The following is a 16,971-nucleotide window of genomic DNA, read 5'->3' as shown; positions in this document are numbered from 1 at the left end:
CCGGCCCGCCTCGCGGCGGACGGTGTCCGCGTCGACAGAAGGATGACGATGATGTCAGTTTCGAAGCGACGCTCTGTGCGTCTGACGGCCGGCGCGCTGGCCGTGATCGCGGTGGGGGCTGGAGGAGGTGTCGTGGCCGGCGTCGGCGATGACGCCATCGCCGCCGAGTCCGCCGACGACTACCGCGCGCAGTACCACTTCACGGTGCCCGACCACTGGAAGAACGACCCCCAGCGGCCGGTCTTCGTGGACGGCAAGTTCCACTACTACTACCTCTACAACAGCGACTACGACGCGGACCCGGCAGCGAACTTCGGAACGGAGTGGCGGCTCGCGACCTCGTACGACGGGGTCGTCTTCGCCGATCAGGGCGTCGCCGCGCCCAAGAAGACGAACGCGAACTACGACCTCTGGTCGGGGTCGACCGTGGTCGACGAAGCGAACACCGCAGGGTTCGGCGCCGGCGCCGTCGTGATGCTCGTGACGCAGATGGACCATCCGACACCGGCGCAGCAGGCGAACGCCTCGGGGCCGCAGGCGCAGTTCCTCTGGTACTCGACGGACGGCGGTCGCAACTTCCGGCCGTACGGCGAACAGCCCGTCATCCCCAACGGCGGGCGCGCGGACTTCCGCGACCCCAAGATGGTGTGGGATGCCGAGCGCGGCCGCTGGCTCGCACTCATCGCGGAGCGCGACCGGGTGAGCTTCTACACGTCGCCGGACCTGAAGACGTGGTCCCGCACCTGGGAGTACGTGAACCCCGGCATCGGCACGATCGAGTGCCCGGACCTGTTCCGGATCCGCGCCGACGACGGCACCGTGAAGTGGGTGTTCGGCGTCAGCGCGAACGGGTACGCCACTGGGGAGCCGGCGACGTTCGCGTACTGGACGGGCGCGTACGACGGCACGTCGTTCGCCTTCGACTCGAGCGCTCCGCAGTGGCTCGATCACGGGTTCGACTGGTACGGGGCGGTCACGTGGGAGGATCCCGCCGCGCCGCTGGACCGCCGGTACGCCGTGGGATGGATGAACAACTGGGACTACGCGCATTCCACCCCGACCTGGACCGCGGACGGCTTCAACGGCACGGACTCGATCACCCGCCAGATCCGCCTCAAGAGGTACGGCTCGACGTTCAGCCTGGTGTCGCAGCCGGCGGCGGCCCTTGCCGACATCGCGACGGCTCGAACGACTCTCGGCGACGTGGCCGTGGACGGATTCCTGCCGCTCGCCTACGAGGGCGACGCGTATCAGATCGAAGCCGACGTGACATGGGAGACCGCGACCAACATCGGCCTGCAGCTGCGACGCTCCGCCGACGGGACGCGTCACGCCGATGTCGGCGTGACCGGCGCGTACGCCTACCTGAATCGCGGCCAGACCGGCCATCCGGCCGGAACCTGGAAGACCGAGAGCCGCACGCCCTTCGCCGGCAGCGCCGGCAGTGTGCATCTGCGCATCCTGGTCGACCGTACGACGATCGAGGTCTTCGTCGACGACGGGAGGTACGTGCACTCGAGCCAGGTGTTCGCGCCGCCGGGTGACGACGGCGTCGCGCTGTACACGTCCGGCGGTACGGCCGTGTTCCACGATCTGACGATCACCGAGTTCGGCAGCGTCGTGCAGCGGCCGGCTCGGGCGATCGCCGATTTCGAGGGCGCCACGTGGGGTCAGGGGTGGACGGCGACGGGCAGCTTCATCGGCGCAGGGCCGAGCGCGGCCGACCTGCGCGGACGCGTCGGTGCGCGGGCAGCCGACACGTTCGCGGGCGGGGGAGATCCGGCCACCGGCACGATCACCTCGCCGGCGTTCACCATCGACAGGAACTTCCTGCACTTCCTCATCGGCGGCGGCGATCACGCGTTGGGCGTGGAACCCGCCACCTCCGTGCAGCTGCTCATCGACGGACAGCCGGTCCGGAGCGCGACGGGCGCGGACTCGGCGGACCTGCGGCACGTGCAGTGGGACCTCCGCGACCTCGCCGGGCGCACGGCGCAATTCCAGATCCTGGATGACGCGACCGGACAGTGGGGTCATCTCATGGTCGACCAGGTCGTCCTCGCGGACTGACGGGAACGCGAGGACGACGCATTCTCGAGTCGACTTGAGATATGAGACTCCCAGTCTCTAGTCTGGAATGCGTGCACGAGTCGGGGGGCTCATGCACACCGATCTTGCCGGCGGCCCCATGCCGTTGCGTTCGATCTAGTCGGTGCCGGGTTCTGGGGACCCGGCACCGCGAGTTTCTGCGGGGGCGAAGGGGCCTACCGGACAGCGCGTCGAGGACGATAATCGAGTGGTGGAGCAACCCGAATCCCGATCGCGGCGGCCTGCCGGCGAAACGCGCGCACTCATGCTCGCGGTCGCGGTCGACCGCGTCAAAGAAGAAGGTCTGCTGCTCGACTACGCCAACATCGAGCTCGAGGACCTGATCCGAACGGCCGGCGTGCCCCGGTCGACCGTCTTCCGCATCTGGCCGGACCGCGTGGCGTTCGTCGCCGACCTGGTGCGCGCCCTGTTCGAAGCGGACCCGGGCTTCGACAAGGGGTTCGACGGCGAGACGCTGCATCACCTCGAGGAGGCGGTGGCCGGCGACCCTCAGGCGATGAGCACTCCCGAAGGGCGGCAGATCGCGCTCCGCGAGGCGCTGCGGATCACCGTGTCGCACAACATGACCGCCGTGGAGCACACCGTGGCATTCCGGGCATACCGGGCGATGTCGGCCGCGCTCTCCAGCGGCGACGCCGTGCCGGGCGGGGTGGAGGTGCGTGCGCTGCTGTCGGAGATCGAGGACCGCTACCTCACCCACATGGCCGAGACCTACCGCGGGCTCAATGCCGCCTTCGACCTCCGCATGCGCGAGGGCGTCGACGAACGCGACCTGGCCGTGGCCATCATGGCGATGGTCGACGGCATGAGCGACCACCGCCGCATCAACCCGGCGATGGTCGACGCGCCCCGTGTCACCGCCCTCGGTCCCGAGGGCCCGCGCGACTGGCACCTCGCCGGCATCGCGGTCTACGGCATCTACACCGCCTACACCGAGGCGGTCGAGGCGTAGCGCGCAGCGCTCAGACGCTCGGCGCGCTCCAGCTGAGCGACTCGATGTAGCGCAGCAGCACGCCCTCCCGCAGGGCCCATGGCGAGACCTCGAGCTCGTCGACGTCCATCGCGCGCATCGCCTCGTGCAGCACGACCGCGCCGGCGACGATCTGGAACGTCCGGTCCGGCGTGATACCGGGAAGCTCCTGACGCGCCGACGCGGGGATGCGCGCCAGGCGCGGGATCCACGACCCGAGGGACGCGCGGGGGAGCAGCATCCGTTCGATGCCCGACCAGCCCGGAACCGGATAGCCGACCAGCTTCGCGAGCGAGCGGATCGCCTTCGACGAGCCCACGACGTGGTCGGGCTTCGCGAGGGAGCCGAACGACGCCGCGACCGGGGCGAGGGTGGCGCGCGCGTGGTCGCGCAGCTGCTCGACCGCGGCTTCGCCGGGCGGGTCGTCGGGAAGGAACTGCACCGTCATGCGCCCGGCGCCGAGGGGGACGGATGCTGCCTGCTCGGGCAGCTCGTCGGCTCCGGCCGCGATCTCGAGCGAGCCGCCGCCGATGTCGAACAGCAGGATCTGCCCGGCGGCCCACCCGAACCAGCGCCGCACCGCGAGGAACGTGTACCGCGCCTCCGTCTCGCCGCCCAGCACCTGCAGCGGCTGGCCCAGCGCCTCTTCGATGAGGGCGATGACCTCAGGGCCGTTCTTCGCCTCGCGGACAGCGCTCGTCGCGGTGGCCAGCAGCTCGTCGACCGACTCGGCCGACGCGATCTTGCGCGCCTCGGTCACCGCGGCGACGAGCGCCGTGACGCCCTCCTCGGTGATGGAGCCGTCGGGCGCGAGGTACCGCATCAGCCGCAGCACCGTGCGCTGGCTCGTCGTGGCGAGCGGCCGGCCGCCGGGGCGGACGTCGGCGACCAGCAGGTGGACGGTGTTCGAGCCGATGTCGAGAACTCCGAGGCGCACGCAAAAAGAGTAGCGGCACGACCGGACACACGGATGCCTCGACCCGGCCGGAGCGGCCGGGCCGAAGCATCCGTCTCCCGTCTTCTACGCGACGCCGGCGTAGCGGAGCAGGTCGATCATGAGGAAGTCGTCGCCCGTGCGACCGGGGTCGATCGTCGGGAGCGACGGCTGCCAGTCGGGGTCCTGCGCGAGGTACGAGGCGCGGTCGCCCTGCAGAAGGCCGAGGAACACCTCGGCGACGATCCGCGCCCCGACGGGGCCGAGGCGCTCGCCGTCTTCGACGATGTCGGCCTCACGGAGGATGTAGAACCACAGCGGCGTGCGGTCGTCCATGCCGTACTGCTGGAGGTCGTCGAGGTCCCGCCGCGCGAGCTCGGGCAGGTTCATCGCGCGGGCGACCCGCTGCCCCGACGGCAGCGAGAACGTCAGGTGCCGCAGCAGGTTGCGCTGCGCGAGCGACGCGGGGTTCGTGGCGGCGTCCGGGCGGGCGACGACCGAGCCCGGCAGCGCGAACAGCGCCGACGAGAGCGTCGTGTCGATCTTCTTGTTCGGACGCACGTTGCCGTCGCCGAAGTCGAAGAAGGTCGGCCAGTCGATGAAGCGGCGCGGGGCGCGGCATCCGCCTGACAGGTCGTCGGGGTCGCCCGCAGGGCCGCCCGTCGGAGTGAAGATCATGCCGAAGAACGGCGTGCCGCCCGGGTTGCCGGTGAAGTTCGCCCGGTACGACGGACGGATCTGGCTGTGGCCGAACCGGTACGCCGCGACCGAGAACTCGACCGGGATGAACGGCTCGTTGTGCCAGGCGTAGAACTTGCGTCCCTTCTGGAGCACGTCGTCGACGACGGCCGACCCGCAGAGCTTGCGGAGGAACTGCTGCACGACGATCCACTGGTAGTGCCAGCGGACGATGCGCTGCGTCTCGGCGAACAGCTCGCCCGGCGCGGTGATCCCGAGGTCGGTGCGGACGTGCTCGGCGACGGCGTTGTGGAACCGCAGCATCGCGGTCTGCAGCTGCGAGACGATGAGGTTCTCGTCGTTGCGGGGGTCGCCGATCAGTGCGACGCCCTGTGCGTTGCGGGGGAGGTCCGACTTGCCCGGCGTGCCGCACTCCTCGACGAGCATCGTGACGCCGTGGCCCGTCTGCTGGTCGTAGAGGAACGGTGATGCGTTCGGGCCAGACCCGTACACGTTGTCGAGGCCGAGGCTCGGGGTGCGGAAGTTCGAGATGTACTCGGGGTCCGCCTGGCGCTCGAGGCTCGACGTCGGATCGAACGTGATGTCGTGGTCGATGAACTGCCCGAGGAACGTGTCACCCGCGACGTGGGTCGTGCTGTTGCGGTTCTGGTGCGACAGGGCGGGGTCGACGATGAGCTGGACCGGCCCGGCCGCGAGATCGTCGCGGGCGTCCATGATCCCCTCCGGCTTCCCGATGTCGAGCAGTGCCGCGCGCACCTCCGGGGTGTCGGCGGCGAACGGCGGCAGCTTGCCGAACATGCGGCCGAAGCGTCCCGAGTCGTAGTACTTCGACCGGGGCGGCACGATGTCGACCGGATACGAGCCGTGGCGGGTCATGATCATCTCCTTCGAACGGACTCCCCCTGCGCGCGGACGCGCACTCTGGGGGAGCGGTCTCCGCTGTCGTGAGATACATCGGCACGTGGATGCTGCGCCCCGGTGCCCGCACGCCGTGCCTGTGGACGCAGCATCCGTCATCTCCCGCACCAGCGGTTACGATGGGCGCGATGTCCGCCGACGAAGCGACCGCTGTCGCCCCCGCACTCTCGCTGTACCGCGAGATCGACCGAGCCGAGTGGGCCCGCCTGGCGTCGGGCATGACGCAGCCGCTCACCGAGACCGAGATCGTGCAGATCCGCGGGCTCGGGGACCGCCTCGACATGGCCGAGGTCGCGCAGGTGTACGTGCCGCTGTCGCGCCTGCTGTCGCTGTACGCGGAGTCGACGAAGCGCCTCGGCGCGGAGGAGTCCGGGTTCCTCGGCGAGGACGACTCCACCACGCCCTTCATCGTCGGAGTCGCGGGCTCGGTCGCCGTGGGCAAATCGACGATCGCGCGCCTGCTGCGCGAGCTGACCTCGCGCTGGCCGGGCACTCCCCGCGTCGAGCTGGTCACGACCGACGGCTTCCTCTATCCGAACGCCGAGCTCGAGCGCCGCGGCCTCATGGAGCGCAAGGGATTCCCCGAGTCGTACGACCGCCGCGCCCTCGTGTCGTTCCTCACCGAGGTGAAGAGCGGCGCCCCCGAGGTGAAGGCACCGTTCTATTCGCACATGCGGTACGACATCGTGCCCGACGCGGTCGTCACCGTGCGCCGCCCCGACATCGTCATCGTCGAGGGCCTCAACGTGCTGCAGCCGCCGCCCACCCCGAACGACGTCGCCGTCAGCGACCTCTTCGACTTCTCGATCTACGTCGATGCGGATGCCTCCCACATCGCGCAGTGGTACGTCGACCGCTTCCTCGCCCTGCGCCGGGCCGCGTTCAGCAACCCGAAGTCGTTCTTCAACGTGTTCGCGCAGCTGTCGGACGAGGAGGCGGTGGAGCGCGCGCTCGGCTTCTGGAACTCGATCAACCTCCCGAACCTCGAGGAGAACGTGCTCCCGACGCGCCACCGCGCGAACCTCGTGCTGCAGAAGGCGGCCGACCACACCGTGGAGACAGTGCTCCTGCGCAAGCTTTGACGCGCGTCGGTGGAGCATCCGTTTTCCGCCGTGAACGGGGAGTTCGGATTCGTAAGGGTTCCTAGCGAAACCCGCCGCCTACCATTGAGCGCATGTGTGGAATCGTCGGATACGTGGGCCCGCGCCAGAGCCAGGCCGTCCTGATCTCGGGACTTTCGCGCCTCGAGTACCGCGGCTATGACTCTGCGGGCATCGCGGTGATCGCCGGCGACGGCGGACTGGGGATGCGCAAGCGCGCCGGCAAGCTGAAGGTGCTGCGCGACGACCTCGCCGCCCACCCCCTCGCCGATGGGACGACCGGCATCGGCCACACCCGCTGGGCCACGCACGGCGGGCCGACCGACGGCAACGCGCACCCGCACCTCGCCGACGACGACAAGCTGGCCGTGATCCACAACGGCATCATCGAGAATTTCTCCGAGCTGAAGGATGAGCTCGTCGCCGACGGGTTCACCTTCCGCAGCGAGACCGACACCGAGGTGGCCGCTGTGCTCCTCGGCCGCGAGTACCGCCGCGCCGGCGATCTCGAGGAGGCCTTCCGTGCCGTCGTCTCGCGCCTCGAGGGCGCCTTCACGCTTCTCGCGCTGCATGAGGACCAGCCGGGCCTCGTCGTCGGTGCCCGCCGCAACTCCCCGCTGGTGATCGGCCTGGGCGAGGGGGAGAACTTCCTCGGGTCGGACGTCGCAGCCTTCGTCGAGCACACCCGCAACGCCCTCGCGATCGGCCAGGACCAGATCGTCGCGATCACCCCCGACGCCGTGACCGTCACGGACTTCGCCGGCAACGAGGTCGAGGTCGAGCCGTTCGAGGTGACGTGGGATGCGGCCGCCGCCGAGAAGGGCGGCTGGCCGTCGTTCATGGCGAAGGAGATCTCGGAGGAGCCCGAGGCCGTCGCCAACACGCTGCGCGGCCGCGTCCGCGACGGCGAAGTCGTGATCCCCGAGCTCGACGGACTCGACGAGCTCTTCGCCGGCGTCTCGCGCATCATCGTGATCGCGTGCGGCACCGCGGCATACGCCGGCCAGGTCGGCAAGTACGCGATCGAGCAGTGGACCCGCATCCCCGTCGACGTCGAGCTCGCCCACGAGTTCCGCTACCGCGACCCGGTGATCGGCCCCGACACCCTCGTCGTCTCGATCAGCCAGTCGGGCGAGACCATGGACACCCTCATGGCCGTCAAGTACGCCCGCGAGCACGGCGCGAAGACGCTGTCGGTCTGCAACACCCAGGGCGCGACGATCCCGCGCGAGTCCGACGCGATCGTCTACACGCACGCCGGCCCCGAGGTCGCGGTCGCGTCGACCAAGGCGTTCGTGGCGCAGATCACGGCGCTGTACCTCATGGCCCTGCACATCGGTCGCGTCCGCGGCGCGATCACCGCGGAGGCCGCGGCCGATCACGTGCGCGAACTCGAGGCCGTCCCCGGCAAGATCGCGCAGATCCTCGAGCGCGAGCAGGCGCACATCGAGCAGTTCGCCGGCTGGATGGCCGACACCCGCTCGGTGCTGTTCCTCGGCCGCCACGTCGGCTTCCCGATCGCCCTCGAGGGTGCGCTCAAGCTCAAGGAGCTCGCCTACATCCACGCCGAGGGCTTCGCCGCCGGCGAGCTCAAGCACGGCCCGATCGCGCTCATCGAGCCCGGCCAGCCCGTGTTCGTCGTGGTTCCGTCGCCCCGCAAGTCGTCGGAGATGCACAAGAAGGTCATCTCGAGCATCGAGGAGATCCGTGCGCGCGGCGCCCGCGTCATCGCGATCGCCGAAGAGGGTGACGCGGCGGTGCTGCCCAAGGCCGACGAAGTGCTCCGCATCCCGCTGGCCGGCCCGTTCTTCGAGCCGCTCCTCGCCGTCGTGCCGCTGCACATCTTCGCGATGGGTCTCGCCACGGCCAAGGGTCTCGACGTCGACCAGCCCCGCAACCTCGCGAAGTCGGTCACGGTCGAGTAGCAGCATCCGTTCCGCCTGCCGTGCGCTGCGCGGCAGGCGGCGGTGACGCGCCCGCGCGATAGGGTGGCGGATGCTGCGGCTGCAGCACGCAGGAGGACCACATGATCGTCGGTATCGGCGTCGACCTCGTCGACATCCCTCGGTTCGAGCGGACGATCGAACGCACCCCGCAACTGCTGCCGCGCCTCTTCTCGGAGGCCGAGCAGCAGCTCAAGCCGCACTCGCAGGCCGCGCGGTACGCCGCCAAGGAGGCGCTCATCAAGGCGCTCGGCGGCTCCGACGGGGTGCACTGGACCGAGATCGAGATCGCGTCCGAGGCATCCGGTCGTCCCGTGTTCTCGCTGTGCGGATCGACGGCCGCGGTCGTCGCTGAGCGCGGGATCACGGCGCTCCACCTGTCGCTCTCGCACGACGCAGGCCTCGCGACCGCGTACGTCATCGCCGAGGCCGTGCCCGCCGGCGAATCCGAGGAGAGCGCATGAGCCGCCTGCCGGCCGGAGTCCTGCGCGAGGCCCTGATCGACGTCGGCGCGATCGAGGACAACGTGCGGCACCTCCGCCGGCTCACGGGCTCCGAGATCATCGCGGTCGTCAAGGCCGACGGATACGGGCACGGCGCCGTGCGCTCGGCGCTCGCGGCGCTCGCCGGCGGCGCGTCGCGGCTCGGCGTCTCCGACATCACCGAGGCGCTGGCCCTGCGTCGCGCCGGCATCGACGCGCCGATCGTCGCATGGCTGCACGCGCCGACCGCCGACTTCGCCGAAGCCGCCGCGCGGGGGATCGAACTCGGCATCTCGAGCCTCGAGCAGCTGCAGAAGGCGGCGGCGGCAGCATCCGCCGATCGACCCGTCGGGGTGCACCTGAAGCTCGAGACCGGACTCTCGCGAAACGGCATCGCACCCGAGGACTACCGCGTGGTCTTCGCCGAGGCCGCGCGCCTCGAGCGGATCGGCCGCGTCCGCGTCATCGCACTGTTCAGCCACCTCTCGAACGCGTCGACCGAAGACGACCGCGCGGCGCTGCGCGCCTTCGAAGACGGCGTCGCCGCTGCCGCCTCGCTCGGTCTCGCGCCGCCGCTGCGGCACATCGCGGCGACGCACGCCGCGATCGACCTTCCCGAGGCGCGCCTCGGCTGCGTGCGCATCGGCATCGGTCTCTACGGACTCTCGCCGTTCGACGACCGCACGTCCGCCGATCTCGGCCTGCGTCCCGCGATGACCCTGCGCGGCGCAGTCGCCGCCGTGCGCCGCGTGCCGGCGGGCAAGGGCGTGTCGTACGGCTACGACTACCGCGCCGAGCGCGACACGACCCTCGCACTCGTGCCCCTCGGCTACGCCGACGGGGTGCCACGTCAGGCGTCGGGTGCCGGGCCCGTCGTGATCGGCGGACGGCGGTTCCCCGTCGCGGGCCGCATCGCGATGGACCAGTTCGTCGTCGACGTGGGCGACGCGCAGGTTTCGGTCGGCGACACGGCGGTGCTGTTCGGAGACCCGACCCTCGGGGCGCCGTCGGCGACCGAGTGGGCGGAGGCCGCGGGCACCATCAACTACGAGATCGTCACGCGCATCGGCCCCCGCGTGCCCCGCCGGCAGGTGTCGGAGTGAGCGGGAACGCGGACGACGCCGCCGTTGTTGCACCGGGCGTGGACACCACGGCACAAGGTTTGGACGCACTCGTCGGCACGCGCGAGATCACCTCGCCCGACGCGATGGAGGCACTCGGCGAAGAGATGGGACGGATGCTGCACCCCGGCGACATGGTGGTGCTCACCGGTCCGCTCGGCGCAGGCAAGACCACCCTCACCCGCGGCATCGGCCGCGGTCTCGACGTGCGCGGACCCATCCAGAGCCCGACGTTCGTGCTCGCCCGGACGCACCCGTCGCTCTCGGGCGGCGCGCCGCTCGTGCATGTGGACGCGTACCGCCTGGGCTCGGCTGCCGAGCTCGACGACCTCGACATCGACTTCGACGGCTCCGTCGTGATCGTGGAGTGGGGTCGGGGCCTGGTCGACGGACTCCGTGAGCAGTGGTGGGAGGTCGAGCTCGAGCGCGAGTGGCACGGCCGCGGCGTCGACAACGCCTGCGGCACCATCGCCCACGAGGCCGACCTCGACGCCGACACCCCTCGCCTGGTGAAGATCACCCGCCACCCCTAGCCGACGTCGCCTCGCGACAGCGGCCGAGTCGACGCGAGGCGATCGGGCGCCCACTCCTCCCCCTGCCCTCAATTGAGGATGTGTGCCGAGATGCGGATCGCACCGCCGGTTCGGCTCCTCGATTCGGCCCTCGTCCTCGAATGAGGAGGCCGGGAGGGTCGGGCGGAGAGGCTCCCACCGCGCCCGACTACCCTGGAAGGGTGATCCTCGGCATCGACACGTCGCTCGGCTCCGCGGTGGCGGTGGTCGAGCCGGACGGCGTGATCCGCTCCCAGGTCGAGAGCGCAGACCCGCGCGGCCACGCCGAGGTCATTGGCACGCTGATCGAACGGGCGCTGGCGGAGGCATCCATCTCCGCGTCCGACGTGACGCATGTCGCCGCGGGTATGGGACCCGGCCCGTTCACGGGGCTGCGGGTGGGCATCGCCGCGGCGCGCACCTTCGCCCTCGGGCGCGGCGTGCCGGTCGTTCCGGTCCCGAGCCATGACGCGGTCGCCCTCGAACTGCTTCTGCACGACGCGCTCACGGGTGGGTACGAGGATGCCGCCGACGAGACGTTCGCCGTCGTCACCGACGCGCGTCGCCGCGAGTTCGCGTACACGCTGTACCGCGGGATCGACGACGACGGGCTGCCGATCCGCGTGGCGGAGTCCGCGCTGACACCCCGCGACGACCTCGACGCCGTGCTCGCGGACGCCGCGGCCGCACGCCGCGACGCCGACCGCATCCCCGCGGCCATGCTCGCGCTCGCCGCGGCCCGCGCGCTCGCCGCCGGGCGCACGATCGGTCCTGCCGATGCGCTCTACCTGCGCTCGCCCGACGTGACGCTCCCGCACGCTCCGAAGCGGGTGGGTTCGTGACGCTCCGCCCTGCGACCGGCGAAGACCTCGCCGCGATCATGACGCTCGAGCGGACGTCGTTCCCGACCGACGCGTGGTCCGAGGCCATGATGCGCGAAGAGCTCGCCTCGCCGCACGGCTGGTACGTCGTCGACGACGAGGCCGGCCGCCTCGTCGGGTACGCGGGACTCCGCGCCGTCGCCGGGGCACGGGACGCCGACATCCAGACCATCGCGATCGCCGAGGTGTCGCGGGGCCGCGGCCGCGGCCGCGCGATGCTGCGGGCGCTGCTGGAGGAGGCCGCGCGCCGCGGCGTGACAGACGTGTTCCTCGAGGTGCGCGCCGACAACCCCGTCGCGCAGGCGCTGTACGTGTCGGAGGGCTTCGCCGAGATCGGCCGCAAGCCCCGGTACTACCAGCCCGACGACGTCGACGCCGTGGTGATGAAGCTCGATCTGCGCGGGTGGGCCCGCGCTTCGACAGGCTCAGCGACCGGATTCGACGGAGGGGTGTGCACGTGAACGCTTCGACGGGCTCAGCGAGCGAACCGCTGGTGCTGGGCATCGAGACGAGCTGCGACGAGACCGGGATCGGGATCGTGCGCGGTCGCACCCTGCTGTCGAACACGATCGCGAGCTCGATGGACGATCACGCCCGCTATGGCGGTGTCGTGCCGGAGGTCGCCGCGCGAGCGCACCTCGAGGCGCTGCAGCCGTCGATCGAGGCGGCGCTCGCCGAGTCGGGCGTCGCGCTCGCCGACCTCGACGCCGTGGCCGTCACGAGCGGACCGGGGCTCGCCGGCGCGCTGATGGTCGGCGTGGGCGCCGCCAAGGCGCTGTCGGTCTCCCTCGAGAAGCCGCTCTACGCCGTCAACCACCTCGTCGGGCACATCGCCGCCGACATCCTCGACGCCGACGCGCCGCCGCTCGAGTACCCGACCGTCGCGCTGCTCGTCTCGGGCGGGCACACCTCGCTGCTCCTGGTCCGCGACCTCACCACCGACGTCGAGCTGCTCGGCGAGACGATGGACGACGCCGCCGGCGAAGCCTTCGACAAGGTCGCGCGGCTGCTCGGGCTGCCGTACCCCGGTGGTCCCGAGATCGACCGGGCCGCAGCATCCGGTGATCCCAAGGCGATCCCGTTCCCGCGCGGACTCTCGCGCGCGAGCGACATGGCGAATCACCGCTACGACTTCTCGTTCTCGGGGCTCAAGACGGCCGTCGCCCGCTGGGTCGAGCAGCGCGAGGCCGCGGGTGAGCCGGTGCCCGTCGCGGACGTCGCGGCGAGCTTCCGCGAGGCGGTCGTCGACGTGCTCGTCACCAAGGCCCTGGCCGCGTGCCGCGACTACGGCGTACCGCGTCTGCTGCTGGGCGGCGGCGTCATCGCCAACCGCCGGCTGCGCGACGTCGCACTCGAGCGCGGCGCCGCCGAAGGCGTCACCGTGCGCATCCCGCCGCTGTCGCTGTGCACCGACAACGGCGCGATGATCGCGGCGCTGACCTCCGAGCTCATCATGTCGGGCCGCGCGCCCTCGAGCCTCGAGTTCGGCGCCGATTCGACGCTTCCGGTCACGGAGATCCAGGTCGCGGAGTCGGCATGACGGACGAACGGATGCCGCAGCCCGGCGACCCCGGCAAGCCCGAGGTCGCGACGCCCGGGACTGATCAGGCCGAAGCCCCCTCGGGAGGACCCGACGCCCGATCCCGTTCGTTGAGCGAGCGAGGAGCGAGCGAGACGAAGCGCCCCGAGGATCCGGGCGACCTCGACTCGGCGACTTCGGAGGCCGCAGCGTCTGTTCCCCCTGAGGCTCCGGCTCGGCCGGCCGGGCCGACAGTGTCTTCCGTGTCACCCGACGTCGACCTCGCGCAGGACGCGTCGCCGCTGCCCGGCGCTCACCGCGGCGGGTTCCAGAGGCTGCCGACGGCGCCGGTCGCCGTCACGGTGGAGACCGCACCCGCAGAGCCGGGAGGCGAGTTCACGCCCGACGCCACGTCGTGGACGGCGTCCGACTCGGCGTTCCACCGCGGGCTCGCGGGCTGGTCGCTCGGGTTCGCGATCCTCGGGCTCCTGGTGTCGATGTTCGTCGGCTGGGGCTTCCCGATCGGGCTCGTCGCGGTCGTGTCCGCGATCATCGCGCTGCGCCGCCCGCTCGAGAGCCGCGCGGTGGCCGTCTGGGCGATCGTGCTCGGCACGCTGTCGATCCTGTACAGCGCCGGTTGGCTCCTCTACGCCGCGGCGCGCGCCAACATCATCGGCTGATCCGCGTCAGACGCGGTCGGCGAGGATCGCGGTGCGGCGGGTGCCGATCCGCGTGAGGAGGAGGGTCGCGGCCGCCGAGCCACGGAGCTTCAGGCGGGTGCGGAGGGTGGCGGGGTCGACGTCCACGCCCCGCTTCTTGATCTCGAGTCGGCCGATGTCGCGCTCGCGCAGCGCCTTGCCGAGTGCCTTCTCATCGGCGGGCAGCACCTCCCGCACGCGGAACGTCGAGACGAACGGCGACGTGAGGGCGGCGTCGGAGGTGAGGTAGGCGATGTGCTCGTCGAGCATCCCCGCCTCGAGGGTGCGTGCGACGTCGCCGATCAGCCGCGCGCGGATGACGGCGCCGTCGGGCTCGTGCAGGAAGGCGCCGAGTTCGCGGGCGGGCTCGTCCGCAGCATCCGTCTCCGCCGTCATCTCGTGAGCCTGGTCGCCACGGATGACGAGCGCAGCGCGGCGCACGCCGGGGCGCGCGAGCGCGCCCGACCACAGCACGAGCTCGACCGTGGCGCCGTCCGCGCTCACCCACTGGGCCTCGACCTCGTCGGGGATGAGGTCGCGATCGAGGCCGGGACCGAGCTTCACGCCGACGGGCATGCGACGCGCGAGGTCGAAGACCCAGTCGAGCGAGGGCGACCAGTCCTCCGGGCGCGTGCGCGCGGTCTCGGAGTGCCCGGCGGTGCGGCGTGCCGGGTCGAGCCACACGGCCTCGATGCCGTCGAGGTCGGTGTCCTCCGCGGTGCCGAGACGCACCTCGGCGTCCGCGCCGAACGGCGCGAGGTTGTAGGCGGCGATGCCGGCGGTCACCTCGTCGGCGTCGACCGCCGTCACGCGCAGGCCGAGCCCGGCGAGGCCGAGGGCGTCCCCGCCGATGCCGCAGCCGAGGTCGGCGACCCGTGTGAAGCCCGCGTCGCGGAACCGTGCCGCATGGCGGGCCGCGATGCCGAGACGCGTCGCCTGTTCGAGTCCGGCGCGGGTGAACAGCATCCGCTCCGCCAGATCGCCGAACTTCGCCCGCGCGCGCGTGCGGAGGCGTGCCTGGCCGACGACCGCCGAGACCAGGTCGGGGGAGTGGCCGTCGCGGCGCAGCCGCGTCACGGTGCGCGCGACGTCGTCGGAGGAGTCCACCGGCGGCATCGCGTCGAGCAGGCGCAGGCCCTCGGGTGTCAGGAGCGCTTCGAGTTCGGAGAGTTCCACCCGCCGAGCCTACGGCGCGGGCGCCCGCGCGGGCACCGCTGACCCCGCAGCTCCCCCCGGAACCCCCATCCGAATCCCCCTCTCATCGGGGGCAAGCCCCGGGAACACCCCCGATGTGCGGGTTCGCCCGCCTCGGGACACTCATCTGGAAGCGGTTTTTCGGCACTCTGAGAGAAGGAAGATCATGGCCGACGACAACAACAACCTGCTGGGGATCCAGACCGTCACGGACGACATCCTGTCGAACAACGATCTCCTCTCGAACAACGACAACTCGACCGACATCGGGGTCGGCATCTCCGACTCGTTCAACGACAACTCGGACAACAGCGACAACTCCGACAACTCGGACAACTCCGACAACAGCGACAACTCCGATAACTCGGACAACAGCGACAACTCGGACAACTCCGACAACAGCGACAACTCGGACAACAGCGACAACTCGGACAACTCCGACAACTCGGACAACTCGGACAACTCCGACAATTCCGACAATTCGGACAACTCGACCCACATCGACGTCGACATCGAGGACGCGTTCAACGACAAGTCGGTCCACGACTCGGCCAACGACTTCTCGGTCAACGCCGGCGTGCGGCAGTACAACGTCGGCTTCGAGGACCTCAACATCATCGGCTCGACCGGTGACGGTGGCGGCGGTGGCGGCGCGGGCTTCGCGGCTCTCGACGACGGCGGCGGCGCGTTCAACCTGTCGATCGACAACCGCTCGACGAACGTCGACAACTCCGTCAACCAGAACATCACGACGGCGTCGGGTTCGGGTGGAGCTGCGTGGGCGATCGGCGCCGACGGCGGGTCCGGCACGGGCGGCCTGGGCACTGGGGGCTCAGGCGGCTCGGGCACGGGCGCGGCAGGCGGTGCGGGCACGGGCGGTTCGGGCTCCGGCGGAACCGCGACGGCAACGGTCGGTCTCGGCACGGGTGCCGATGCCGCGGCCAACGGCACCGGCGGCTCGGGCACGGGCGCGGCAGGAGGCGCCGGCACCGGCGCTGCCGGCGGCGCGGGCACGGGCGGTGCGGGGTCGGGCGGCGCGGCCGGCGACACCGGCGCAGCCGGCGGCTGGGCGACCGGTGGCAACGTCACGCAGGTGTTCAGCAACGACAACGTCGTCGCCTCGGGCGACGGGTCTGCCGCGGCCGGCGGAGACGTCAACATCGACAACTCCTCGTTCGAGGTGAACGTCGGCGACGTCAACATCGGCAACACGACCGACTCGTACAACGACGACTACGACTACTCCGACAACTGGACGGTCGACGTCAGCGACGCCTTCAACGACAACTCGGTCGACAACTCTTGGGAAGACGACCACTCGGTGGACGTCGACGTCGAAGACGTGAACCTGCTCAGCCCCGGCGCTGACGCGAACGACTTCGATCTCGATCTCTGAGTCACACCCGAGCGACACGCCCGGCCGCCCCCACACCGGCGGCCGGGCACGTCGCACGCCGGGGGATGCCCCGGGAATCGGGCTCGGGCTAGAGTCGGAGCGGCGCGAGGGAGGTGCAGGTCATGTCGGACTGGCGTATCCCCGGTGACCCGACGCCCGACGACTCCGTGCCCACAGAGCCCGACGACTGGTCGAGCGCCGCGGACGCCGCGCCGGACCCGTTCGCGGATTCCGCGTTCGCGGACTCGACCGACCCGTTCTCTGCCGAGATCGCCGACGTCGACGCCTCGGAGTGGGATGCCGACCTTCTCTGGGGGCCGGACACGCCGGCCGACGGCGGCGACGACCTTCCCTTCTGAGCGCACCGGATCGGCCGCAACCGCACCCGGTGCATCCCTTCGCTCCCTCTGCCAGCATGGGGGAGGGGAGGGGGCGCTGACACACGCGACCCTGAGG

Annotated in this window: 16 protein-coding genes; 13 read left to right on the top strand and 3 right to left on the bottom strand. The window is 71.0% G+C overall.

Translation table 11 applies throughout. The features are described from left to right. Window positions 1–51: 51 nt before the first annotated feature. Window positions 52–2,070, top strand: coding sequence for a glycoside hydrolase family 32 protein (locus ACFVSU_RS14890; protein WP_387144364.1), 2,019 nt, complete (start codon window positions 52–54; stop codon window positions 2,068–2,070). A gap of 283 nt (window positions 2,071–2,353) precedes the next feature. Continuing rightward, window positions 2,354–3,061 (top strand): hypothetical protein, encoded by a 708-nt coding sequence (locus tag ACFVSU_RS14885; protein ID WP_387144361.1) that lies wholly within the window; start codon window positions 2,354–2,356, stop codon window positions 3,059–3,061. A gap of 10 nt (window positions 3,062–3,071) precedes the next feature. On the opposite strand, the gene ACFVSU_RS14880 is transcribed toward ACFVSU_RS14885, so the two are convergent. Both ACFVSU_RS14880 and ACFVSU_RS14875 read right to left on the bottom strand, forming a co-directional pair. Beyond that, a complete protein-coding gene (locus ACFVSU_RS14880) occupies window positions 3,072–4,016 on the bottom strand; it encodes a Ppx/GppA phosphatase family protein (RefSeq protein ID WP_387144358.1) in 945 nt (314 codons plus the stop codon). Between the two features lie 84 nt (window positions 4,017–4,100). Further along, window positions 4,101–5,588: a heme peroxidase family protein gene (locus ACFVSU_RS14875; RefSeq protein ID WP_387144355.1), complete on the bottom strand. Its 1,488-nt coding sequence runs from the start codon at window positions 5,586–5,588 to the stop codon at window positions 4,101–4,103. Between the two features lie 170 nt (window positions 5,589–5,758). On the opposite strand from ACFVSU_RS14875, the gene coaA reads away from it, so the two are divergent. The 9 genes from coaA (at window position 5,759) to ACFVSU_RS14830 (ending at window position 13,907) form a co-directional block, all read left to right on the top strand. After that, complete coding sequence (gene coaA / locus ACFVSU_RS14870) at window positions 5,759–6,712, top strand: type I pantothenate kinase (protein ID WP_387144351.1); 954 nt, start codon at window positions 5,759–5,761, stop codon at window positions 6,710–6,712. Window positions 6,713–6,804: 92 nt separating this feature from the next. Further along, a complete protein-coding gene (glmS, locus tag ACFVSU_RS14865) occupies window positions 6,805–8,655 on the top strand; it encodes a glutamine--fructose-6-phosphate transaminase (isomerizing) (RefSeq protein ID WP_387144348.1) in 1,851 nt (616 codons plus the stop codon). Window positions 8,656–8,756: 101 nt separating this feature from the next. After that, window positions 8,757–9,137, top strand: a complete 381-nt coding sequence (locus ACFVSU_RS14860) for a holo-ACP synthase (RefSeq protein WP_387144345.1) — start codon at window positions 8,757–8,759, stop codon at window positions 9,135–9,137. Beyond that, window positions 9,134–10,258: an alanine racemase gene (alr, locus tag ACFVSU_RS14855; RefSeq protein WP_387144341.1), complete on the top strand. Its 1,125-nt coding sequence runs from the start codon at window positions 9,134–9,136 to the stop codon at window positions 10,256–10,258. Before ACFVSU_RS14860 ends, alr begins: the two co-directional genes overlap by 4 nt. A 104-nt stretch (window positions 10,259–10,362) precedes the next feature. Next, window positions 10,363–10,809: a tRNA (adenosine(37)-N6)-threonylcarbamoyltransferase complex ATPase subunit type 1 TsaE gene (gene tsaE / locus ACFVSU_RS14850; RefSeq protein ID WP_387145272.1), complete on the top strand. Its 447-nt coding sequence runs from the start codon at window positions 10,363–10,365 to the stop codon at window positions 10,807–10,809. A gap of 200 nt (window positions 10,810–11,009) precedes the next feature. Continuing rightward, window positions 11,010–11,669, top strand: coding sequence for a tRNA (adenosine(37)-N6)-threonylcarbamoyltransferase complex dimerization subunit type 1 TsaB (tsaB, locus tag ACFVSU_RS14845; protein WP_387144339.1), 660 nt, complete (start codon window positions 11,010–11,012; stop codon window positions 11,667–11,669). After that, the gene (gene rimI, locus ACFVSU_RS14840; RefSeq protein ID WP_387144336.1) at window positions 11,666–12,169 is read left to right on the top strand and encodes a ribosomal protein S18-alanine N-acetyltransferase; all 504 of its coding nucleotides are present in this window, start codon (window positions 11,666–11,668) and stop codon (window positions 12,167–12,169) included. Before tsaB ends, rimI begins: the two co-directional genes overlap by 4 nt. After that, entirely contained in the window at window positions 12,166–13,248 is a 1,083-nt protein-coding gene (gene tsaD / locus ACFVSU_RS14835) for a tRNA (adenosine(37)-N6)-threonylcarbamoyltransferase complex transferase subunit TsaD (RefSeq protein ID WP_387144333.1), read from the top strand. Before rimI ends, tsaD begins: the two co-directional genes overlap by 4 nt. A gap of 242 nt (window positions 13,249–13,490) precedes the next feature. After that, window positions 13,491–13,907, top strand: a complete 417-nt coding sequence (locus tag ACFVSU_RS14830; protein WP_387144330.1) for a hypothetical protein — start codon at window positions 13,491–13,493, stop codon at window positions 13,905–13,907. Between the two features lie 6 nt (window positions 13,908–13,913). Here the strand turns inward: ACFVSU_RS14830 and ACFVSU_RS14825 are convergent, their stop codons facing one another. Then, a complete protein-coding gene (locus ACFVSU_RS14825) occupies window positions 13,914–15,101 on the bottom strand; it encodes an SAM-dependent methyltransferase (protein ID WP_387144328.1) in 1,188 nt (395 codons plus the stop codon). A gap of 184 nt (window positions 15,102–15,285) precedes the next feature. Between ACFVSU_RS14825 and ACFVSU_RS14820 the strand changes: the two genes are divergently transcribed. Together ACFVSU_RS14820 and ACFVSU_RS14815 are read left to right on the top strand one after the other, a co-directional pair. Continuing rightward, window positions 15,286–16,515 (top strand): hypothetical protein, encoded by a 1,230-nt coding sequence (locus tag ACFVSU_RS14820; RefSeq protein WP_387144326.1) that lies wholly within the window; start codon window positions 15,286–15,288, stop codon window positions 16,513–16,515. 122 nt (window positions 16,516–16,637) lie between these two features. Continuing rightward, window positions 16,638–16,874, top strand: a complete 237-nt coding sequence (locus tag ACFVSU_RS14815; RefSeq protein ID WP_387144324.1) for a hypothetical protein — start codon at window positions 16,638–16,640, stop codon at window positions 16,872–16,874. Window positions 16,875–16,971: the final 97 nt, after the last annotated feature.

The sequence above is a fragment of the Microbacterium sp. NPDC058062 genome, assembly GCF_042885375.1.
GTDB lineage: Bacteria > Actinomycetota > Actinomycetes > Actinomycetales > Microbacteriaceae > Microbacterium > Microbacterium trichothecenolyticum_C.
The sequence above is the reverse complement of the archived record's forward strand: the minus strand, read 5'-3'. Positions and strand labels throughout refer to the sequence as shown.